Raw genomic sequence first — 21,982 nt, forward strand, 5'->3', positions numbered from 1 at the left:
GGGTGGTACCGCGAGGCCTGCACGGGCAGGTCGTCGACACGATCGGCCGCTCGCTCGCGGCCGGGGAACTCCGCTCCGGCCAGGTGCTGCGGCTGGAGGACCTCCAGGAGCGCTACGGCGTGTCCCGTACGGTGGCGCGCGAGGTCGTCCGCGTGCTGGAGTCCAAGCGGGTGGTCAGCAGCCGGCCCCGCGTCGGCGTCACCGTACGCCCGATGAGCGCGTGGAACCTCTACGACCCGCAGGTGATCCGCTGGCGGCTCGCCTCGCCCCGCCGCGAGACGCAACTGCGTGAGCTGGCCGAACTGCGGGCCGCCGTCGAGCCCGCCGCCGCCGCGCTGGCCGCCGTGCACGCCGCTCCGGCCGTACGGCAGGAGCTGACCGCCCACGCGCGGGCCCTGACGAGCGCGGCGCGGGCCGGCGACGTCAAGGGCTTCGTGGCCGCCGACGCCGCCTTCCACCGGGTGCTGCTGGGCGCGTCGGGCAACGGCATGTTCGCCCAGCTCGCCGAGGCCACCGAGGAACTCCTGGTGGCCAGGCACGACCTGCTGCTCCTGCCGGAACGGCTCGACACGGACGGGGTGCGCCGCCACCTCGACGTGGCCGAGGCGGTCGCCGCCGGCCGCGGCGCCGAGGCGGCCCAGGCGGCCGGCTCTATCGTGGCGGCGGCGCGCGACGAGGTCGAGCGCCTTCTCCAGGGGTGTGCCACGAACGCGTTACTGGGGTTGCCCGGTTAGCCGTCGAGGGTGAGCCGGGCTCCGTCGCTCAGCCCCGAGTCGTGCACCTCGAGCTCCGACGGCGTGTCGTCCTTCGGCAGCTCGAAGACCAGCGCGCCGGTGAACTCCTGGCCCGCCTCGATGCGGATCGGCGTGATCTCCTTGCCGGCCTTGTCGAGCAGCTTGGTGCCGCCGTGCAGGGCGTCGTCCTCGGCCACCAGCTTCTGCTGGCCCGGATAGAGCACCCTGGCCTCCTGGCCGACGTTGCTGACGCGTAAGCCGATCCGGCACGTGCGCTTGTCGGCGGACTTGGGCGGCTTGGGGCACTCCGTGCTGGTCACGGCGAAACGCAGCTTCCCGTCCTGGACGGGGCCGCCGTCCGCGCTGCGCGCGGTGGAGCGGAACACCCAGGCCAGCACCGCCAGCACCGCCACCAGCAGCACGACCGTGATCACCAGGGCGGTCAGGCAGCCTGTCAGCACGCTGCGCTTGGGCCGGGGAGGCTGGTAGCCGGGCAGCGGCCCCTGACCCGTGGTGGCGTGATGGGGCAGCGGCCCCTGGGCCTGGTGCGGCGGCGGGATGTGCCCGCTCATGTCCGGATGCGGCGCCCGCACGGTGCCCGGCACGGGACCGGTGCGGTCGACCGGCGGCTGCTGGTGCGGCACCCGCGAACCACCCCGGGGGCCGGTGCGTTCGGCGGGCGGCACGGGACCGGTGCGGTCGGGGGGCGGCTGCTGGTGCGGCACGCGCGAACCACCCCGAGGCCCGGTGCGTTCGGCGGGCGGCACCTGGGAGGCGTTCGGCGGCGCCTGTGCCGGACCCCGAGGGCCGGTGCGCTCGGCGGGCGGGACCTGCGCGGGACCACGGGGGCCGGTGCGTTCGGCGGGCGGGACCGGCGCGGAGCCGTGCGGGCCGGGGCGGTGGTCAGGGGGCATCGGGTGCGGCGTCAGAGGGCCGAACTCCGACGGGTTCCACGAGTTGGTGAGGTGCTTGGAGGCCGCGAGCTGCGCCGCCGGCTCGTCGGCCGCGCCCACGAGTTCGAGCAGCAGTTGCTTGGCCGCCGGCCGCCGCGCCGGGTCGGGGTGGATGGCCGCCGCGACCAGCCGGTCCAGCGGCGCGGGCAGCCCCCGCAGGTCGGGCGGCGCGCTGCGGGCCCTGGCCGCCATCACGTAGGCGTCCCCCTCGCCGAACGGATGCCCGCCCAGCCCCGCGTACGCGATCAGCGACCCCCACGCGAACACGTCGCCCGCCGGGCTGGTGCGCCCCTCGAAGACCTGCTCGGGAGCGATCCAGCCGGGAGTGCCCATGACCATGCCGGCGTTCGTGTGCCGCGCGTTCACGTGCGACGACCGCGCCAGCCCGAAGTCGATCACCCGCGGCCCGGCCAGTGTCAGCATCACGTTGGCCGGCTTGAGGTCGCGGTGCACCAGCCCCGCCGCGTGGATCGCGGTCAGCGCGGCGGCCACGCCCACGGCGGCCGCGTGCAGCACCGACGGCGACAGCGCGCCGTGCTCGATGAGCTGGTCCTCCAGGGAGATGCCGTCGATGTATTCGGTGACGAGGTAGAGGACGCCCCGGTCCTCGCCGTGGTCGAGCACGCGCGCGGTGCAGAACGAGGCCACCTTGCGCGCGTTGGACACCTCTTCGTTGAAGCGCGCCCGGTAGACGGGGTCGGCGGTGTAGTCGCGCCGGATCGCCTTCAGCGCCACCCGCGAGCCGTCGGCGGCCTTGGCGAAGTAGACGACCCCCATGCCGCCCGAGCCGAGACGGCTGATCAGCTCATAGGGGCCGATCGCCGGCGGATCTTCCGGCTTCAGCGGAGTGCCCGCGGAGCGCCCCAACGTCGCCGTCCTCTCGCCGTCGTCATCACGTCGCAATCCGAACCGTTCCTCCCGCCGGCTCGTCATCGTGTGCAACCCGAACCGTTCGCCGCCCGGCATCCCGTTTTGTACCCCAGACTCTAACGGAGGACGGGGCCGCCTGTTGGCCAACTACCCCTGAGCAGGGTTGCGACGCACCGGGCGCATCGTCATGCGCAGGCGCCACGGATCAAGGGTGTGCGGCAGCGGGCGGTGCGGCGACAGCAGCCGCCCGATCGGCTTGGGCCGGGCGGTGCGCAGGATGCTCGCCAGGAAGGCCGTCCCGACCGCGAGCGTGAGGTGCACTCCGGCGCAGCCGGGCCGGGCCCACCACTCGCCCGAGGCGGTGCCGTCCAGCCAGATCTCGGGCACGAACGTGTTCGCGTACGGCAGGCGCGGGCTGCGCTGGTGGGCCGCGATCGGGATGACGACGGCGGTGCCCGCGGGCAGGGTGGTGCCGTACCACTCGGTGTCGGCGGTGGTGACCCGCGACAGGGCCGGCACCGGCGGCCACAGGCGCAGCCCCTCTCGGAGGCACGCGCGCAGATACTCGCAGTCGGCGCGGGCCGACTTGCGGTGGGCGGGGTGGGCGGCGAGCAGGGCCAGCGTCTGCGTCAGCCCGGTCGCCAGCGCGCCGAGCCCCATCAGCCAGAACGCCGCCTGCATGAGCCCGCGCGACTCCGGCTCGGGCGTCTCGGCGATCAGCCCGGCCAGGCTGCCGGGCTCGGCGCGGCGCAGGTGGTCGATGATCCTGGAGTCGTAGCGGCCGGACAGGAGGTCCTGGCGCCGCCGCGCCCGCCGCCGGCCGGCCCGCGTGAGGCCCTCCAGCAGCCGGGTGAGCTCCTCGTCCCCGGCCGCGCCCTCGCCGTAGACGCAGCGCCTGGCCACGCGCTGCCAGCGGGCGTTCAGCCGGGCGTGGTCGAGCACGCCGGAGGTCAGGTTCTTGGCCTCCTCCTTGGCGATGGCGATGAAGGCGGGGCGCAGGACGTCGGTGGGCAGGGCGAAGGGCCGCTCCTCGACGGCCGGGGCGTAGGCGGCGTCCTCCGCCGACAGCACGCGTACGGCGTCGCGCTTGGACATGACGAGCAGAGCCGGGCCGCGGGGGCGGCCGACCAGGACGGGGCGGCCGCCGTACCGGGCCTCCAGCGTGGCCAGCAGCGCGCGGGAGCGCAGCAGGTCGTGGCCGGGCGTGATGTGCGGCGCGCCCGGCGGGACGAGCGCGGCCGCCAGGCGCAGGCTCTCCAGCGCGGTGGTCCTGGGCAGGCCCCTAGGCACGCGGGGCCTGCCGCGTTCCGGCGTTCATAACCCGATGTGATCGCCGGGGAGATCGCCGCGCAATGCGGGGTTTCGGTCAATGGAACACTTTCGGTCTCATGATCGGCGAGTGTTCCGGTGACCGGAACGGTCAGACGCTGAGGAGCGTGGCCGAGATGGCCTGGGCGGCGCCGCGCACGGAGATGCCGAGCTTGGCCAGCGGCACCGCGTGGGCGGGCGCCGCCACCCCCAGCGACATGCAGATCCGGCCGCCGGGGCCGAACACCGGCGCGGCCACGCAGGCCACGCCGTCGTTGTACTCCTCCTGCGAGTAGGCCACGCCATAGCGCCTGACCTGCGCCAGCTCGCGCTCCAGCCCGGCCAGGGTGGTGATCGTCCGGCGCGTCATGCGCTCGAACGTGCCGCGCGCCAGCAGCTCCTGGCGCAGCCGCGGATCGAAGGCCAGCAGCGCCTTTCCGGTCGCCGTGCAGTGCAGCGGCGCCCGGTCCATGCCGTCGGAACGCGAGCCGACCCGGTTGTGGCCGTAGAGGCGCTCGACGTAGCGGGCCTCCAGGCCCGACGGCACGGCCAGGTTCACCGTCTGCCGGGTGGTCTCGTGCAGATAGAGCAGGTAGGGCAGCACCACCCTGCGCGTGCCCGGGACACGCGCGCGGGTGACGCCCGTCATCGACTCCAGCAGCTCGCCCGGCAGGTACGCGTTCCCCACCCGCCTGGCCAGCTCCCGCGAGCACAGCACGCCGAGGATCCGGTGCGCGGTCGACTTGGGCAGCCCCGTGCTCCGGCAGAGCTGCGACAGCGTGACCGGCCGGGTGGCGGCGCCGAGCGCGAGCAGGATGTCGATCCCCCGCTCCAGGCTGCCGGGCTGTGACGCGGGGCGGTCGTCGGTCACCATCTGTAGCTGGCTGGCCGTTTGCGTCGGCATTAATGTCCCTTTCGATCTCCTGGGAGCGGAAGGGGCTTCCCGGGGCCGCGGTTTTATATTTCCTGGCGTACCCGGCTGCCGCTCGCTGATACCCCCGATCGGCGCTCGGCGATGATCTCCGCATACACGGAAATCGCCACTTCACCAGGAGTTCTCGCCCCTATGTCCAGACCCGCGGGCACATGCACCCGCTCGCCTCCCTCCACCCCCGCGAGCACCGCCGCGCCGCGCCTGCGGCTGGCGATCAGCGCGATGTACGGCACGCCCCTCGCCAGCGCGTCCCGCAGCACCGGCTCCTCGCCCACACCGTGCGAGGCGACCAGCACGACCGAGGTGCCGTCGGCGATCGGCCCCGGCTCGATCCGATAGCCCAGTGCCCGCCCGACCTCGGCGAACGCCCGCGCGATGGGGCCGTCGCCGTGCACGTGCACGAGCACCGGGGGCAGCACGGCCTCCAGGAAGATCTCCAGCGTCCCGCCGGACAGGCACGGCTGCCCCACGGCGACCAGGCCCTCCTCCTCGTGCGGCGCCTCGGCCTCGGGGGTGATCCGCAGCAGCGTGGAGTCGCCGGTGCGCAGCAGCCGCAGGCCCTGCGCGCGTACGGTGTCGGTGGCGCAGATCCCGCCGACGAACCCCTCGATGGTCCCGTCGGGCAGCACCAGCGCGCGGTCGCCGGCCTTCGCGCTGGTCGGCCGCTGCGCCCGCACGACCGTGGCCAGCACGTACGGCTCCCGCCCCGACCGTAGCGACGCCACCCGGGCATCCAGGTCCGGCGCCCCGCCACGGGGACGGGCCGCCGGCATGCCCAGGAATTCGCTCACGGGATCGCCAGGTCCGTGCGGAACGGGTCGCCGTTGATGACCCGCCACACGTTCGCCGGGGTCAGCGGCATGTCCGCGTGCCGCACCCCGTACGGCGACAAAGCGTCCACCACGGCGTTGACCACGGCCACCGGCGAGCCGACGGTGGCCGACTCCCCGACGCCCTTGGCCCCGATCGGATGCGTCGGCGACGGCGTGACGGTCTCGCCCAGCTCCCACGACGGGCACTCCACCGCGGTCGGCAGCAGATAGTCCATGAACGAGGCCCCCAGGTGGTTGCCGTCCTCGTCGAACGCCATCACCTGCATGAGCGCCATCCCGACCCCGTCGGCCAGCCCGCCGTGGATCTGCCCCTCGACGATCATGGGGTTGATCCGCACCCCGCAGTCGTCCACCGCCACGAACCTGCGCACCTTGACCTGCCCGGTGCCCGGGTCGACGTCCACCACGCAGATGTAGGCGCCGAACGGATAGGTCAGGTTGGGCGGGTTGTAGACGGTGACCGCGTCCAGGTGGCCCTCGACGCCCTCGGGCAGCTCCAGGTTGGAGTGCGCGGCCAGCGCGATCTCCGCCATCGACCTGCCGGTGGCCGGGTCGCCCACGACCGACCACTTGCCGTCGGCCCACTCCAGGTCCTCCGGGGCGGCCTCCAGCATGGCCGCCGCCACGATCTTGGCCCGGTCGCGCACCTTCCTGGCCACGATGGCCGTGGCGGCGCCGGAGACGGGGGTGGAGCGCGAGCCGTACGTGCCCAGGCCGAACGGCGTCTGGTCGGTGTCGCCGTGCACGACCTCCACGTCGTCGGCCGGGATGCCCAGCTCCTGCCCGACGATCTGGGCGAACGTGGTCTCGTGGCCCTGGCCCTGCGACTGGCACGACACCCGCAGCACCGCCTTGCCCGTCGGGTGCACGCGCAGCTCGGCGCCGTCGGCCATGCCGAGGCCCAGGATGTCCATGTGCTTGCGCGGGCCCGCGCCGACGGCCTCGGTGAAGAAGCTGACGCCGATGCCCATCAGCTCGCCCCTGGCCCGCTTGTCGGCCTGCTCGGCGCGGAGCTTGTCGTATCCGGCCATGTCCAGGGCCAGGCGCAGGGCCTTGGGGTAGTCGCCGGAGTCGTACTCCCAGCCGGTGGGGGAGTGGTACGGGAACTGCTCCGGCTTGAGCAGGTTGCGCATCCGCAGCTCGGCCGGGTCCAGGTTCAGCTCGGCGGCCAGCACGTCCACCATGCGCTCGACCAGGTAGACGGCCTCGGTGACGCGGAAGGAGCAGGCGTAGGCGACGCCGCCGGGGGCCTTGTTGGTGTAGACGCCGGTGACCTCGCAGTGGGCGGCCTCGATGTCGTACGAGCCGGAGAAGACGTGGAAGAACCCGGCGGGGAACTTGGTCGGCTGCGCGGTGCCGTTGAACGCGCCGTGGTCGGCCAGCACCTTGACCCGGATCGCCTGGATCCGGCCGTCGCGGGTCGCGGCGATCTCGCCGTGCATGTGGTAGTCGCGGGCGAAGGCGGTGCTCATGAGATTCTCGGAGCGGTCCTCCATCCACTTGACCGGCTTGCCGGTGACGATCGAGCCGACGATCGCGCAGACATATCCTGGATAAATCCCGACCTTGCCGCCGAAGCCGCCGCCGATGTCCGGCGAGATCACCCGGATCTTGTGCTCCGGCAGCCCCGCCACCATCGCGTACAGCGTGCGGTGCGCGTGCGGCGCCTGCGTCGGGCACCACACCGTGAGCTTGCCGGTGACCTTGTCGAAGTCGGCGACCGCGCCGCACGTCTCCAGCGGCGCCGGGTGCACGCGCGGATAGAGCATGTCCTGCGCGACCGTCACCTCCGCCTGCTCGAACAGCGCGTCGGTGCGCTCCCGGTCGCCGGCCTCCCAGTCGAAGATGTGGTTGCCGGTACGCCCTTCGAGGTCGTCCCTGATGACCGGGGCGCCCGGGGCCAGCGCCCGCCTGGCGTCGATCACCGCGTCGATGGGGTCGTAGTCGACGTCGATCAGCTCCAGCGCGTCGCGCGCCGAGTACGGGTCCTCGGCCACCACGAACGCGACCTCCTGACCCTGGAAGCGCACCTTGTCCGTGGCCAGCACAGCCTGCGTGTCCTGCGACAGCGTGGGCATCCAGGCCAGGTTCAGGCCCTCCAGGGTCTGGCCGGTGATGACGGCCTTGACCTTCGGGTGCGCCTCGGCGGCGCTGGTGTCGACGGAGACGATCCGGGCGTGGGCGTGGGGGCTGCGCAGGACGGCGCCGTACAGCATGCCGGGCAGCCGGACATCGTCGGTGTAGTTGCCGCGTCCCCTGATGAAGCGCGCGTCCTCCTTGCGGTGCATGGACCCAAAGCTCATGACTTCGCCTCCGCCTCGGCCGCCCACCGGATGGAGCGGACGATGTTCTCGTAGCCGGTGCACCGGCAGAGCTGTCCCGAGATGGCCTCGCGGATCTGGCCCTCGTCGGGGTCGGGGTGGCGGTCCAGCAGCGCGCGGGCCGTCAGCAGCATGCCCGGCGTGCAGAAGCCGCACTGCAGCCCGTGGCACTCGACGAAGCCCTTCTGCACGGTGTCCAGCTCGCCGTCGCGCTCCAGGCCCTCCACCGTGCTCACCTCGTGCCCGTCGGCCATGACGGCCAGCACCGTGCACGACTTGACCGGCACGCCGTCGAGCCGCACGGTGCAGACGCCGCAGTTGGAGGTGTCGCAGCCCCAGTGGGTGCCGGTCAGGTTCAGCTCGTCGCGCAGGAAGTGCACGAGCAGCAGCCTCGGCTCGACGTCCCTGGTGTACGGCTGCCCGTTCACGGAGACCGTGATCCGCATGTCAGATCCTCCCCGCCGCCGTGGCCAGCGCGCGCCGGGTGAGCTCGGCGGCCAGGTGGCGCTTGTAGTCGGCAGGCCCGCGCTGGTCGGCGTGCGGCGCGCAGTGCTCGGCGGCGATCCGGCCCGCCTCGGCGAACGCCTCGCCGTCCGGCCGCCTGCCCTCCAGGTACGTTTCGGCCTCCGGGGCACAGAAGTGCTCGGCGCCGACCGCGGTCAGGCCGATTCCCGCCTGTACGATCACGCCGTCCTCGATCCTGATGACCGCCCCGGCCGCCGCCACCGGCCAGTCGCCGACGCGCCGCTCGACCTTCTCGTACGCGCTGCCGGTGCCGGGCGCGACGGGCACGCGGAGCTGGATCAGCAGCTCGTTCGGTTCGACGGCGGTCTCGTAAGGACCCTCGTGGAATTGCCTGACCGGCACGGTACGAGTGCCGCCGGGGCCCTGGATGACCGCGGTCGCCCGCAATGCCGCGAACACCGCCGACAAATCCTCAGAAGGATCCCCTTGGCACAACGATCCGCCTACGGTCCCCCGATTTCGTACAATTGGGTCGGCGATAACACGCTCCGCATCCCGAAATATCGGGAAAAGGTCGGTGGCAGTGCTGCTCTCCAGCAACTCCGTGTGCCGCACCAGCGCCCCGATGGCCAGCTCATGCCCGTCGACCGCGATCCGCCCCAGCTCAGAGGCCAGTCCGTTGATGTCGATCAGCGCCTCGGGCTGGGCCAGCCGCAACTTCATCATCGGGATGAGACTGTGGCCGCCCGCCACGATCCTGGCCTCGGGACCATAGCGCTCCAGCAGTTCGAGCGCGTGCGGAACGCTCTCTGCTCTTTCGTATTCGAACGTTGCGGGAACCTGCATGACAGCACCCTGCTGTTACCGATTTGTCGCGACAATCCGCAAATAAGGCTTTCCTTAATGAGCGCCGGAGAACTATGAAGGGGAGGTGACACTCAGCCAGCTCGGCGCGTTCGTCTTCGTCGCCCGCCTCGGCTCGGTCAAGGCGGCCGCGCGGGCGCTCGGGGTCAGCGAGCCCGCGGTCTCCCAGTCGCTGGCCCAGCTCCGCAAACACCTCGGCGACCCGCTGGTGACCCGCTCGGGCGACCGGATGGTGCTCACCGAGGGCGGCAGGCGGCTGCTCGGGATCGCCGCCCAAATCGTCGCGCTCGGCGCGGAGGCCGTCGCCGCCGTCCAGCCCGGCCGCCCCGCCCGCCTGCACGTGGTCATGGACGCGGGCCTGGCCGAGTACGTGGCCGGCCCCCTGCTCTGCCTGTTCACCCAGCGCAAGCCGGTCGACGCGACCACCGGCGTGGCCGCCACCGCCGAGGTGCCGCTGCTGCTGTCCAGCCGCCTGGCCGACGTCGCGATCGGCGCCCAGGCGGCGGGGGAGGGCCTGGTGAGCCGCCCGGTGCTGCGCTGCCGCCTCATCGTGGTCGGCTCGCCGCGCGGCCGCCGGGACCACTGGCTGGTCGGCCCCTCGGGCACCGACCCGGCCAGCGACACCAGCCGGTTGTTACGGTTGTTACGCGTGCCGGAGTCCCACGTACGCGTGTTCGCGAACCAGACGGCGGCCTGGAAGGCGGCCTCGGAAGGCGCCGGCGTCGCCCCCGCCACCGCCCACCTGGTGACCTCCCAGCTCCGGCGTGGCGACCTGGTCATCGTCGACACGCCCGCCACCCCGCTGGCCGCCTACTGGTACGCCACCACCCTCGACCCGGCCACCCGCTCGGCCGCGGCGGGCACGTTCCTCGACTTCCTCACCACCCCGGCGGCCACCCAGACCATGCGCACCCCGGACGACGGCATCCCCCGCAGCCGCTTCCGCCCACCGGTGCACGTGTCGATCTGGAGTTAGCGCAGGGCGGCGGCCTCCGCGGCCAGTTTCTCCACGCGGCCCCAGTCGCCGGCCGCGAGCGCGTCGGCCGGGGTCAGCCAGGTGCCGCCGACGCAGCCCACGTTCGGCAGCGCCAGATAGGAGGCGGCGGTGTCCACCCGGATGCCGCCGGTCGGGCAGAAGCGCACGTCCGGCAGCGGCCCGCCCATCGCCTTGAGGTACGGTACGCCGCCCGCCGCCTCCGCCGGGAAGAACTTCAGCTCCTTGATCCCGCGCTCGGCCAGCGCCATCACCTCGCTGACGGTCGCCGCGCCCGGCAGGTACGGGACGCCGCTCGCCTCCAGCGCCTCGACCAGGGACAGGGTCGTACCAGGCGAGACCAGGAACTTCGCCCCGGCCGCCACAGACGATGAAATATCGTCAGAAGTCCGGATCGTCCCCGCGCCCACCGTCGCCTCGGGCACCTCCTCGGCGATCCTGGCGATGGCCTCGCGGGCGGCGGGCGTGCGCAGGGTCACCTCGATGACCGGCAGGCCACCGGCCACCAGCGCCCGGGCCAGCGGGACGGCGGTCCCGGCGTCCTCGATCACCACGACGGGGATCACAGGGGCGAGATCGAGCAGGCTCATGAGCTTCTTTCTCCAATAGGCGTGCCGGACACGTGCGGGATAAAGGGGGTTCAGCCCACCAGCTCCTTGCGGGCGCGCTGGCTCAGCCAGGCCGCCGCCCCCATCAGTGCCGGCTGGGGCGCGACGATGAGCGCCGTCCCGATGGCCTCCAGATAGGCGGGCATGTCGGGGTTGGCGGCGAACCGCGTACGGAAGGCACTGGTACGCACACGTTCCACGATACGGGGCAGCACTCCGCCGCCCAGATAGACCCCGCCCCGGGCGCCCAGCGTCAGCGCCACGTTGCCGGCGAAGTTGCCGAGCATCCCGCAGAACACCTCGACCGTCTCCGCGCACAGCGAGTCGTCCATCCTGGCCACGATGTCCGAGGCGGTCAGATCGGGCGCGGCGACGCCGTTCACCCGGGCCAGCGCGCGGTGCAGCCGGACCAGGCCCGGCCCCGACAGCACGTGCTCGGCCACGACGTGCGGCAGCCCCATCGCCCGGACGATCTCGAACTCACGCGGCTCCACCACCGGCACCGTGACGTGCCCGCCCTCGCCGGGGACGGGGGTCCAGCCGTCCGCGGTCGGCACCAGCCCGCCCACGCCCAGCCCCGTCCCGGGACCGAGCACGGCCTTGACCCCGTGGCCGGGCGGCGGGCCGCCCAGGGACACCAGGTCGTCGCCCTCCAGGTGCGGCAGCGACACGGCCAGCGCCTCGAAGTCGTTGAGCAGCATCGTGTACGGCACGTCGAGATCCCGCACGGACCCCGCCCACGACGAGTTCGTCAGCCGGTAGTGGTCCCCGTCGATCGGCCCCGCCACGGCCAGGCAGGCCGCGCCGGGACGTACCCCGCCCGCGTGTTCCGCGAGGTAGGCGGTCACGGCCTCCGGCAGGGTGGGATAGTCGGCCCCGGCCAGGACCGCGACGTTCGACGGCCGCGCCCCCAGCGACGTGACCAGGCCGAACCGGGCGTTGGTGCCCCCGATGTCGGCGACGAGCCACGGAAGGTCAAAGGCACTCACGGCATACCTCCGGCATTCAGGGCGGCGTCGAGATCCCGGAGCATGGTGTCCCATAGGAGGTTGGGAGCGCGTACCGCACGCCAAACGGGCATAAAGCACGTTATAGGCAGATGACCGGTCACCGCGCCAGTCCGGCGGGCCGCGCGCCGAGCGGCGCGCCCGTCTCCAGGTGCGAGGAGCCCGCCTCGGCCGGGAAGCCCAGGCCGGGGCCGTGGTGCGGCGACTCGGCGCCGCTCACCCCGAAGATCCCCGCGCCCTGCTCGGCGTGCCCGGCCATCCGGCGGAACGCCGCGAACAGCTCGCGGCCCGTGCCGACCCACTGCGCGTCGCTCAGCGGGCGGCCCTCGGGCGTGCGCCGCGCCAGCTCCTCGGCGGGAACCAGCAGCTCCAGCGTGCCCGCCGCCGAGTCCAGCCTGATCACGTCACCCTCGCGCACCAGCGCGATCGGTCCGCCGTCGGCCGCCTCGGGCGACAGGTGGATGGCCGCCGGCACCTTGCCGGACGCGCCCGACATGCGGCCGTCGGTGACGATCGCCACCCGCTGCCCCCTGTCGAGCAGCACCGCCAGCGGCGGCGTGAGCTTGTGCAGCTCCGGCATGCCGTTCGCGCTCGGCCCCTGGTAGCGGATGACGGCCACGAAGTCCTGCCCGTCCAGCTCGCCCGTCTCGAACGCCTTCAGCAGGTCGAGCTGGTCGTCGAACACCTTCGCAGGCGCCTCGATGACCAGGTGCTCCGGCTTGACCGCCGAGACCTTGCTGACCGCGCGGCCCAGGTTGCCCGCCAGCATGTGGATGCCGCCGTCGGCCGAGAACGGCTTCGCGACCGGCCGCAGCACGTCCAGGTCGGCACTGCCGCCGGTGACCGGCGACCAGACCAGCTCGCCGTCCACCAGCTCGGGGGCCTCGCGGTAGCGGTCGAGGCCGGGACCGGCCACCGTCATGACGTCGGCGTGCAGCAGCCCCTCGTCGATCAGATCGCCGATGAGCACCTGCATGCCGCCGGCGTCGCGGAAGTGGTTCACGTCCGCCTGGCCGTTGGGGTAGATCTTGGTGAGCGACGGCACGACCTCCGACAGCCGGGCCAGATCGTCCCAGGTCAGGACGATGCCCGCGGCCGCCGCCATGGCCACCAGGTGCAGCGTGTGGTTCGTGGAGCCACCGGTCGCCAGCAGCGCGACGCAGGCGTTCACGATGGACTTCTCGTCGACCAGCTCGCCGATCGGCGTGTACGCGTCGCCGTGCGCGGTGATCTCCACCGCCCGGCGCCCGGCCGCCGCGGTCAGGGCGTGCCGCAGCTCGGTGTGCGGGTTGACGAACGTCGAACCCGGCAGGTGCAGGCCCATGACCTCCATCAGCGCCTGGTTGGAGTTCGCGGTGCCGTAGAAGGTGCAGGTGCCGGGGGAGTGGTACGACTTCGCCTCGGCGTCCAGCAGCTCGTCCCTGCCGACCTTGCCCTCGGCGAAGAGCTGGCGGGTACGCGCCTTGACCTTGTTCGGCAGCCCGGAGGTCATCGGCCCGGCCGGCACGAAGATCGCGGGCAGGTGCCCGAAGTGCAGCGCCCCGATGAACAGCCCCGGCACGATCTTGTCGCACACGCCCAGCAGCAGCGAGGCGTCGAACATGTCGTGCGACAGCGCGATCGCGGCCGACATGGCGATCACGTCACGGCTGTACAGCGACAGCTCCATGCCCGCCCGGCCCTGCGTGATGCCGTCGCACATCGCGGGCACGCCGCCGGCCACCTGCGCCACGCCGCCGGCCGCGCGCACGGCCGCCTTCAGCTCCGGCGGGTACGTCTCGTACGGCTGGTGGGCGGACAACATGTCGTTGTAGCTGGTCACGATGGCGACGCCGGGCTTGGCCGTACCGCGCAGGGCGGGCTTGTCCTCGGCCGAGGCGCCCGCGAAACCGTGCGCCAGGTTGGCGCACCCCAGGTGCGCCCGCGCCGGGCCCTTCGCCCGCGCGGCCTCGGCTTCGCGCCGGATCCGCTCCAGGTACGCGGTACGGCTGGCCAGGCTCCGCTCGGCGATCCGATCGGTGACGTCCTGGATGACGGGGTTCACAGGCCCTCCTTCGTCGGGTCGGCGAACCCGAGGTTGCTGCGTCTGATGGTTCGCTCGCTGCGCTCGTTCACGCTTCCTCCTCGTGCCAAGCGCGACCGCTACGGCCGAGCAGTTCGTGGGCTCCGGCGGGGCCGGTGGTTCCCGCGGGGTAGGGCTCGGGCAGCGCGGCGCCGGCCTGCCAGGCGTCCAGGATCGGGTCGATCCAGCGCCAGGCCGCCTCCACCTCGTCGCGCCGCATGAACAGCGTCGGGTTGCCGGCCAGCACGTCGGTCAGCAGCCGCTCGTACGCCTCCGGCACCCGCGCCGTGAACGTCTTGCCGAAGCTCAGCGACAGCGGCACCGGCTTCAGCGTCACCTCGCCCGCCCCCGGCTCCTTGGCCATGATGTGCAGCTCGATGCCCTCCTCGGGCTGCAGCCGCAGCACCAGGCGGTTCGGCGTGCCGCCGGGGAAGATCGAATGCGGCACGTCCTTGAACTGCACCACGATCTCCGAGCGCCGGTACGGCATCCGCTTGCCGGTACGCAGGTAGAACGGCACCCCCGCCCACCGCCAGTTCTTGACCTCGGCCCGGATCGCGGTGAACGTCTCCACCCGCCGCGACGCCTCGGTCGGCGGCGTGGAGCCGGGCTCGTCGAGGTAGCCCGGCATGTCGCCGGCCTCGGTGTACTGGCCGCGCACCGTGAAACGGGCCGCCTCGCCGCCCGCGATCGGCCGCAGCGCCTGCAGCACCTTGACCTTCTCGTCGCGGATGGACTCGCGGTCGTTGCGGGCCGGCGGCTCCATCGCGGTCAGCGTGAGGAGCTGGAGCAGGTGGTTCTGCACCATGTCACGCAGCGCGCCCGCGTCGTCGTAGTAGCCGCGCCGGCCCGGCGTGCCGACGGTCTCGGCGGCGGTGATCTGGACGTGGTCGATCCACAGGGAGTTCCAGATCGGCTCCAGGAACGCGTTGGCGAAGCGCAGGACCAGCAGGTTCTGCACCGTCTCCTTGCCCAGGTAGTGATCGATGCGGAAGATCTGGCGCTCCTCGAAGATGGCGCCGACCTCGTCGTTGATCCGCTGCGCGCTCGGCAGGTCGATGCCGAGCGGCTTCTCCAGCACCACGCGCGAGCGCGGCGTCACCAGGCCGGCCTCGTCCAGCTCACGGCAGAAGGGGCCGAACGTCCTGGGCGGGCTGGCCAGGTAGAACACCCGGTCGCGCTGCTCGTGACCGGCCAGCAGCCTGGTCAGCGCGCTCCAGCCGGACTTGTCCGCGCCGCCGACGTCCACGGAGACGTGGTGCAGGCGGGCGAGGAAGCGCCGCCACATGGCCGGGTCGTCCACCGGGACCTGGTCGCGTACCTCGGCGTCCACCTTGCCGCGGAAGTCGTCGTCGGTCAGTCCACCCCTGGACATGGCGATGACACGGGTCTCCGGAGCAAGCCGGCCGTCCCTGTCGCTGTGGTACAGCGCGGGGAGCAGCTTGCGCATGGACAGGTCGCCCGTGCCGCCGAAGACGACGAGGTCGGCGGCGTACGTGGTGTTGGGGGCCGGGGTGGTGGTCGACACGGTGAAGCACTCCGATGATCTACCAAAGCAGGGACAGAACGGACACTAACGAGAGTTCGGTTCGTACACAAGCGGAGTTTTGGCATTTGAGATGAAAAAGTCGCGACTTTTCATGACACAACCCCATGTGGTTCACTTAACCGATGCCACGACGTACCGCCGCGACCCTCGCCACGAGTGGCGAGGTCCTCCGCCTCATCCGCACCGGTGAGGCCGTGACGCGGGCCGACCTCGGCCGGGTGACCGGCCTGTCGCGTCCCGCGGTGCAGTTGCGCGTCGGTGAGCTGCTGGAACGCGGCCTCGTCGTGGAGCGAGACGACGCCCCGTCCACGGGCGGGCGGCCGCCGGTGCGGCTGGAGTTCAACGCCGCGGGCGGCGTCGTGCTGGTCGCGGCGCTCGGCGCCTCACGGACCCGCGTGGCCGTCTGCGACCTGGCCGGGGGGGAGCTGGCCGGGCGCGAGTTCACGATGGACGTGGAGCAGGGGCCCGACATCGTCCTGCCGGTCATCATGGACACCTGGGACGAACTGCTCGCCGACCGGCCGCCCTCCATGATCCGGGGCGTCGGGATGGGCGTGCCGGCGACGGTGGAGTTCGCGCAGGGCCGTACGGAGAGCGCCCGCGTGATGGCCTCGTGGACCGGCGTGGTGATCCCGCCGATCATCCGGGAGCGTTTCCCCGTGCCCGTCCTCGTGGACAACGACGTGAACGTGCTGGCCATCGGCGAGCACCGGGGCGCGTACCCCGAACTGGACGACCTGATGTTCGTGAAGATCTCCACCCGGATCGGCGCGGGCGTGATCGCCGGCGGCGGCATCCTGCGCGGCGCGCTGGGCGCGGCGGGGGAGATCGGGCACATCCCGGTGCCGGCCGGTGGTGGCGTGCTGTGCCGCTGCGGCAACTACGACTGCGTCGACTCCGTGGCCAGCGGCACCGCGCTCCTGCGCGACCTGCGGGCCAAGGGCAAGGACGTCAAGACGATCGCCGACGTGACGGCCCTCGTCCGGGCGGGCGACGCCGAGACCATGGCCACGGTCCGCGAGGCCGGCCGCCACATCGGCGAGGTGCTGGCCGGGGCGGTCAACATCCTGAACCCGTCGATGGTGGTGCTCGGCGGGGACATGGCGGAGGCGTTCGGGCCGCTCGTGTCCAGCATCCGCGAGGTCGTCTACCGCCGCTCCACCGCTCTGGCCACCCGGCGGCTGCGCATCGAGCCGAGCCGGTTGGGGGCGGGGGCGGGGATCAGCGGGTGTGCGGTGATGGTGCTCGATCATGTGCTGTCGCCGGACGCGGTGGACGAGACGATGACGGTCTCGGTCCTCCGCCGTGACCGCGCCGCCGCCTCAAGCTGACCCACCGGCGCACCTGGCACGTCACGGCACAGGCACCCCCATCGGCGACCCCACCACCTGCCCCGACACTCCCCACCACCTTCCCGCCTTGCCCTTCCCGGCTCGCCCTTCCCGGCTCCCCCTTCCTGCCTTGCCCTTCCCGCCTTACCCCCGAGGCCCGCCCTGATCGGCCCACCCGGCGCGCGCCTGGTTAGCGCCCACCCAGCGCCCCCATGCATGGCCCCCTTCACCGCCCCAACTGGCCATGTGCACTCGGGGGCACCGCCTTCGGCGGGGGGTTCAGACATCCCAGCGAGCCTCATCGCTCTCCCTCACCCGCCCATCCGCCCCGAACACCAGATACCGATCGAGATCATCGGCGAACCACCGATCGTGCGTGACGGCCACCACCGTGCCCTCGAACTCGCCCAGCCCCACCTGCAATGCCTCCGCACTGGCCAGGTCCAGGTTGTCGGTCGGCTCATCGAGCAGCAGCAACGTCGCCCCGGACAACTCCAGCAACAGGATCTGCAGCCGGGCCTGCTGCCCACCCGAAAGGGTCTCGAACGGCTGTCCGCCCGCCGGAGCCAGCTCGTACCGGGCCAGCGCCGCCATGGCGTCGTTGCGGGTCATCGCGTACTCGCGCATCACCACCTCGGCGGCGGACCGCCCGAGTAGGTCGGGCCGCACATGCGTCTGCGCGAAATAGCCGGGCGCGACCCTGGCGCCCAGCCGGGCCACCCCGGTGTGCGCGATCGGCTCACCGGCCAGCAGCCGTAGGAAGTGGGACTTCCCGGTCCCGTTCAGCCCGAGGACGCCGACGCGCTCGCCGTACCAGATCTCGGTGGAGAACGGCCGCAACAGCCCGCTCAACTCCAGCCCCTCACAGACGACGGCCCGTTTGCCGGTACGCCCTCCGCGCAGTCTGATCCGTACGTTCTGCTCCTTGGGCGCCCGCTGCGGCGGCCCCGCCCGTTCGAACCGCTCCAGCCGCGTCACCGCCGACTGGTACGCCCCCGCCAGCGCGTCATTGTTGGCCGACCGCTGCCGCAGCTCCTCCAGCCGCTCCTTACGTCTCCGGCGAGCCTCGGCATACCCGGCGAACCCACCCCCGTGCACCCACACGCCCCGCCCTTCGACGGTGACGATCCGATCGGCCGCCTCCGCCAGCAGCCGCCGATCGTGCGAAACGAGCAGCACGGTCTTACCCGACCCCCGGATGGCCCGCTCAAGCCACTGCTTCCCTCGTACGTCCAGGTAGTTGTCCGGCTCGTCCAGCAGCAACACCTCATCGGGCCCCCGCAGCAGCGCCTCCAGCATGAGCCGCTTCTGCTCCCCGCCCGACAAGGTCGCCAGGCTCCGCTCCTTGACCTCCTCGTACGCCAGCCCCAGCGCCTCGGTCGCACAGACGTCCCACACGACCTCGAGCTCGTAACCCCCGGCGTCGGCATAGTCGGCGATGGCCTGCGCGTAGGCGAGCTGACGCGGCTCATCATCCCGCAACAAGATCGCCGCTTCCGCCCTCTCAACAGCCAGAGCCGCCTCCCTGACCCGTACGGGCGCCACATGCAACAGCAGATCCCGCACGCTCCCTTCACCGAGAAACTGCCGCATCACCCCCACGCCACCCGCGACCACGACACGCCCCTCAACAGGAAGAAGCTCGCCGGCGATCAGCCGCAACAACGTGCTCTTCCCGGCTCCGTTGGGCCCGACGAGCGCCGCCTTGACCCCATCCCCGACCTTGAACGAAGCCTCCACCAGCAACGGCCGCCCATCAGGCAGCAGATAAGTCACATCACTGACCTCGATATGCCCCACGACCGCCTCCTCCGGACCAAGGTTCCATTCACTAGACCATCGATCCGGTAACCCGTACAACGTATTATTTCCCAATGAGCAACGTGTGGTCCCGCCCTCCGAAGGCCCCCAGGCAGACCCTGACCCTGGACCGAATCGTCCAAGAGGCCCTGGCCCTTCTGGACGAGGAAGGCGTCTCCCGCCTGACCATGCGCCGCCTGGCGGAACGCCTGAACACGGGCTCGACCACCCTCTACTGGCACGTCAAAACCAAAGACGACGTCCTGGACCTGGCCCTGGACGCCGTCTTCCGCGAAGTCCGCCTCCCCACCTCACCCGAGCCCCCGCAGCCAACCGAAACGACGGCGTCGGCCATGAGCCAGACTGAGGGCGCGGCCGGGTCCGCGGCTCCAGCTAATGACTCGGCAGGGACAGCGCTACACCGCTTCGCACCCGCCCCCCACCGGACACCGCCCTCCCAGCCCGGTCCTCAGCCCGGCTCCCAGCCCGGCTCCCCGTCCGGTCCTCAGCCCGGCTCTCAGCCCGGCTCCCAGCCCAACCTCCATCTCGGCGCCCAGTCCGGTTCCTATCCGGCGCTGGCGTCGTCGGCGGCTGCCGGTCGCGGACACGTGCACGTGCCGACAGACGGCTGGCGAACCCACGTGGACGGGGCGACCGCCGATTGGCAGGCAGACGCTGATGGGGTGAACGGCGGCGGGCAGGTAGACGCTGACGGGAGGGCCGATGGCCGGCAAGCACAGGTGCATGGGGGAGCCGGCGACTGGCAGGCGCAGGTGCGTGGGCTGATGCGCGGCTGGCGGGCGGCCCTGTTGCGTCACCCATGGTCGGCCACCATCCTCGACCGCCCGCTCATGGGCCCGAACGCACTGGCACGCACCGAGTTCCTGTACGAAACGCTCACCGCCGCCGGTTTCACCGCCCCGAAGGCCGCCGCCTTCAGCCTCTCCAACTACGTCATGGGCTCGGTCATCATGCAGGTGACGTGGGAAGACCGCGAGGAGTCGGACACCGGCACGTTCCTGCGCGACCGAGCGGACCGCTATCCGGCCCTGGCCGAGCACGGCCTGGACCACGAATGGGACGCCACGTTCGACGACGGCCTCGGCTACCTCCTGGACGGCATGGAACTCGCCCGTAAGAAGTAGCCCGGCAGAGAGCACCGGGAACGCGAAAGGCCGGCTCACGTGAGCCGGCCTGGCGGAACGGCGGCTCGAGTGAGCCGACCTGGTGAAAAGACTGGCTTTGGTGAGCCGACCTGATGAACGGGCCGGCTCGAGCGAGCCGGCCCGTAGATGGTGTCCTCGGTGACCGAGCGGCCCTGCGGCAGCTCGGCCCCGAAGTCACCGAATTCCGAAGTCACCGAAGTCCGGAGTCACCGGAGTCAGTGGTGAGGGTGGCCGGTCGGCTGCTTGGGGAGGAGGAGGCCGACCAGGAAGGTCGCGGCGATCATGGCGGCCGCGGCCCACAGGGTGATGTCGACGCTGCCCGTACCGAAGTAGACCGTGCCCAGGAGCGCCAGTCCGAGGGCGCTGCCGACCTGCTGGAGCGCTGACAGGGTGCCCGAGGCAGAGCCGGTCTCTTCGGGGTCGACCGCGGACATCACGATGCCGAAGTACGGGCTCATGATCAGGCCGCTGCCCAGGCCGGTGAGCGCGAGGGCGGGGGCGAGCTGCCACGGTGAGACCTCGGGGGAGGTGACCGCGATCAGGGCCATGACACCGAGCATCATGACGATCGTCCCGGCCAGGAGCACCTTACGTCCGTGGTTTCTGGCGGCCTGCGCGAGGCCCATGCCCGCGATCATGCCGATCGAGGACGGTACGCCGGTCAGCGCCGCCTTGAGCGGGGAGTACTCCAGGCCGAGCTGGGTGTAGAGGCCGACGATCAGGAAGAATCCGGCGAAGGCCGCGAAGTAGATCGCGCCGGTCGCCATGCCCGAGACGAACGCGGGCTTCGCGAACAGGCTCGGCGCCACCAGCGGGTCGCCGCCGCGTGCGGCCTTCCTTCTCTGGTGTACGGCGAAGAGCGCGAGCACGACGACGGACGCGGCCATCATCGCGAACGACCATACCGGCCAGCCGTACTCACGGCCCTGGACCAGGGGGAAGACCAGCAGGACGACACCCGCGGAGGCCAGGACAGCTCCCGTCAGGTCCAGTCGTGTGCCCTTGACCGGTCGGGAGGCGGGCAGGAAGCGCAGGGCGGCCAGTGCGGCGGCGGCGCCGATGGGCAGGTTGATCAGGAAGATCAGGCGCCAGTCGATGCTGGTCAGCGCACCTGCCAGAATCGGGCCGCCCACCGCCGACAGCCCCATGACCGGACCGAACAGCCCCATCGCGGCCGCCAGTTCCTTGGGCGGGAACATCTCCTTCATCAGCCCCATGCCCTGGGGAATCATCGCCGCCCCGAACAGTCCCTGGACGATCCGGGCCGCGATGATGGTCTCAGGGGAGAAGGCCAGGGCGCACAGCAGCGACCCGACCGTGAACCCGGCCACACCGATCAGGAACATGCGCTTGCGGCCCACGATGTCGCCCAGCCGTCCGCCGATCAGCAGGCCCGCGGTCATGGCCAGGGTGTAGGCCGCGCCCAGCCACTGGATCAGCGAGGTACCGCCGCCGAGGTGGGCTCGCATGGTGGGGCCCGCGACGTTGGTGACGGTGGCGTCGAGAAGCTCCATCACCGAACCGGCGAGAATCACAGCGAGCGCCGGCCAGCGCCACCGGTAGGGCGTGGCCTCTGTGGTGGCGGCGGATGTGGCGATGGCCGAGGGCGCGGGGGCCGGGCCGACGGGCGTCGACGTCGCGGACACCGTCTCGGCGATGGCGGTGGGCTCTGCCGGCGGTTGCACCGGGCGGGTGTCGAGAGCGGTCATCTCGGCCTCCTGTATCGGAACGGCTTGTTCTGTTCCAGAATAACAGAACGGAACGCTTCATTCCACTGTGAGGGTGAGATTTTCGCGGAGGGATGACGGCTCATTTCCGACGACTCACGGCGACGGCCTCTGCGGTCCCTATCCGCGTGCCCGGCGGGTCGGGCATGCGCGGCGGGTCGGGGATGCGCGGCGGGTCGGGCATGCGGGTCAGGCTGGGCGTGCGCGGCGGGTCGGGCTGGGCGTGCGCGGCGGGTCGGGCTGGGCGTGCGCGGCGGGTCGGGCTGGGCGTGCGCGGGCCGGGCCAGGGGCGCGAGCGGATGGGGGGCAAGGTGGGAAGCAAGTGAGTCGGTGGCAAGAAGGGCGGTGCGGGCAATGGGGCGGGCGGTGCGGGCTCGCCTGGCCACTGCGGTGCACCTGTCTGACTGGTACAGCGACCGCGCCCGCTCCGCCCGCTCCGCCCGCTCCGCCCGCTCC

At 72.0% G+C, this 21,982-nt stretch carries 18 protein-coding genes; 5 read left to right on the forward strand and 13 right to left on the reverse strand.

The window, feature by feature from the left end; genetic code table 11:
• Positions 1-2 precede the first annotated feature (2 nt).
• The gene (locus C4V41_RS51305; RefSeq protein ID WP_200824825.1) at positions 3-734 is read left to right on the forward strand and encodes a FadR/GntR family transcriptional regulator; all 732 of its coding nucleotides are present in this window, start codon (positions 3-5) and stop codon (positions 732-734) included.
• Here C4V41_RS51305 and C4V41_RS51310 read toward each other — a convergent pair.
• From C4V41_RS51310 to C4V41_RS51340, 7 genes are all read right to left on the reverse strand, one after another.
• Positions 731-2,554, reverse strand: coding sequence for a serine/threonine-protein kinase (locus C4V41_RS51310; protein ID WP_160150683.1), 1,824 nt, complete (start codon positions 2,552-2,554; stop codon positions 731-733). The two genes, C4V41_RS51305 and C4V41_RS51310, sit on opposite strands and share 4 nt — an antisense overlap.
• A 150-nt stretch (positions 2,555-2,704) precedes the next feature.
• Positions 2,705-3,847: a cytochrome P450 gene (locus C4V41_RS51315; protein ID WP_103963374.1), complete on the reverse strand. Its 1,143-nt coding sequence runs from the start codon at positions 3,845-3,847 to the stop codon at positions 2,705-2,707.
• 130 nt (positions 3,848-3,977) lie between these two features.
• Positions 3,978-4,769: an IclR family transcriptional regulator gene (locus C4V41_RS51320; protein WP_103963375.1), complete on the reverse strand. Its 792-nt coding sequence runs from the start codon at positions 4,767-4,769 to the stop codon at positions 3,978-3,980.
• Between the two features lie 53 nt (positions 4,770-4,822).
• The gene (locus C4V41_RS51325) at positions 4,823-5,590 is read right to left on the reverse strand and encodes an XdhC family protein (protein WP_200824826.1); all 768 of its coding nucleotides are present in this window, start codon (positions 5,588-5,590) and stop codon (positions 4,823-4,825) included.
• Positions 5,587-7,935: an aerobic carbon-monoxide dehydrogenase large subunit gene (locus tag C4V41_RS51330; protein ID WP_103963376.1), complete on the reverse strand. Its 2,349-nt coding sequence runs from the start codon at positions 7,933-7,935 to the stop codon at positions 5,587-5,589. Before C4V41_RS51330 ends, C4V41_RS51325 begins: the two co-directional genes overlap by 4 nt.
• On the reverse strand, positions 7,932-8,399 hold the full coding sequence (locus C4V41_RS51335; RefSeq protein WP_103963377.1) for a (2Fe-2S)-binding protein: 468 nt from the start codon (positions 8,397-8,399) through the stop codon (positions 7,932-7,934). Before C4V41_RS51335 ends, C4V41_RS51330 begins: the two co-directional genes overlap by 4 nt.
• A 1-nt stretch (position 8,400) precedes the next feature.
• Positions 8,401-9,264, reverse strand: a complete 864-nt coding sequence (locus C4V41_RS51340; RefSeq protein WP_103963378.1) for an FAD binding domain-containing protein — start codon at positions 9,262-9,264, stop codon at positions 8,401-8,403.
• 85 nt (positions 9,265-9,349) lie between these two features.
• On the opposite strand from C4V41_RS51340, the gene C4V41_RS51345 reads away from it, so the two are divergent.
• On the forward strand, positions 9,350-10,258 hold the full coding sequence (locus C4V41_RS51345; RefSeq protein ID WP_103963379.1) for a LysR family transcriptional regulator: 909 nt from the start codon (positions 9,350-9,352) through the stop codon (positions 10,256-10,258).
• On the opposite strand, the gene eda is transcribed toward C4V41_RS51345, so the two are convergent.
• The 4 genes from eda to zwf all read right to left on the reverse strand — a co-directional run bounded on the left by eda (position 10,255) and on the right by zwf (position 15,481).
• A complete protein-coding gene (gene eda / locus C4V41_RS51350) occupies positions 10,255-10,920 on the reverse strand; it encodes a bifunctional 4-hydroxy-2-oxoglutarate aldolase/2-dehydro-3-deoxy-phosphogluconate aldolase (RefSeq protein WP_268808884.1) in 666 nt (221 codons plus the stop codon). The two genes, C4V41_RS51345 and eda, sit on opposite strands and share 4 nt — an antisense overlap.
• On the reverse strand, positions 10,917-11,873 hold the full coding sequence (gene glk / locus C4V41_RS51355; protein WP_103963381.1) for a glucokinase: 957 nt from the start codon (positions 11,871-11,873) through the stop codon (positions 10,917-10,919). The genes eda and glk overlap by 4 nt, the downstream gene beginning before the upstream one ends.
• A gap of 118 nt (positions 11,874-11,991) precedes the next feature.
• Positions 11,992-13,935, reverse strand: a complete 1,944-nt coding sequence (gene edd / locus C4V41_RS51360; protein ID WP_103963382.1) for a phosphogluconate dehydratase — start codon at positions 13,933-13,935, stop codon at positions 11,992-11,994.
• Positions 13,936-14,002: 67 nt separating this feature from the next.
• Positions 14,003-15,481 (reverse strand): glucose-6-phosphate dehydrogenase, encoded by a 1,479-nt coding sequence (zwf, locus tag C4V41_RS51365; RefSeq protein WP_103963383.1) that lies wholly within the window; start codon positions 15,479-15,481, stop codon positions 14,003-14,005.
• A 143-nt stretch (positions 15,482-15,624) separates the two neighbouring features.
• Here zwf and C4V41_RS51370 point away from each other — a divergent pair, with 143 nt between their 5' ends.
• Positions 15,625-16,833 (forward strand): ROK family transcriptional regulator, encoded by a 1,209-nt coding sequence (locus tag C4V41_RS51370; protein WP_103963384.1) that lies wholly within the window; start codon positions 15,625-15,627, stop codon positions 16,831-16,833.
• Positions 16,834-17,112: 279 nt separating this feature from the next.
• Here C4V41_RS51370 and C4V41_RS51375 read toward each other — a convergent pair whose 3' ends face one another.
• A complete protein-coding gene (locus tag C4V41_RS51375; RefSeq protein ID WP_103963385.1) occupies positions 17,113-18,633 on the reverse strand; it encodes an ATP-binding cassette domain-containing protein in 1,521 nt (506 codons plus the stop codon).
• Between the two features lie 74 nt (positions 18,634-18,707).
• Here C4V41_RS51375 and C4V41_RS63585 point away from each other — a divergent pair, with 74 nt between their 5' ends.
• Positions 18,708-19,778 (forward strand): TetR/AcrR family transcriptional regulator, encoded by a 1,071-nt coding sequence (locus C4V41_RS63585; RefSeq protein ID WP_235030904.1) that lies wholly within the window; start codon positions 18,708-18,710, stop codon positions 19,776-19,778.
• A gap of 236 nt (positions 19,779-20,014) precedes the next feature.
• Here the strand turns inward: C4V41_RS63585 and C4V41_RS51390 are convergent, their stop codons facing one another.
• Positions 20,015-21,508, reverse strand: coding sequence for an MFS transporter (locus C4V41_RS51390; protein ID WP_103963386.1), 1,494 nt, complete (start codon positions 21,506-21,508; stop codon positions 20,015-20,017).
• A gap of 146 nt (positions 21,509-21,654) precedes the next feature.
• On the opposite strand from C4V41_RS51390, the gene C4V41_RS61290 reads away from it, so the two are divergent.
• Complete coding sequence (locus C4V41_RS61290) at positions 21,655-21,852, forward strand: hypothetical protein (protein ID WP_146104116.1); 198 nt, start codon at positions 21,655-21,657, stop codon at positions 21,850-21,852.
• The last annotated feature ends 130 nt before the right edge of the window (positions 21,853-21,982 follow it).

It is taken from the genome of Nonomuraea solani, from assembly GCF_900108335.1.
GTDB lineage: Bacteria > Actinomycetota > Actinomycetes > Streptosporangiales > Streptosporangiaceae > Nonomuraea > Nonomuraea solani.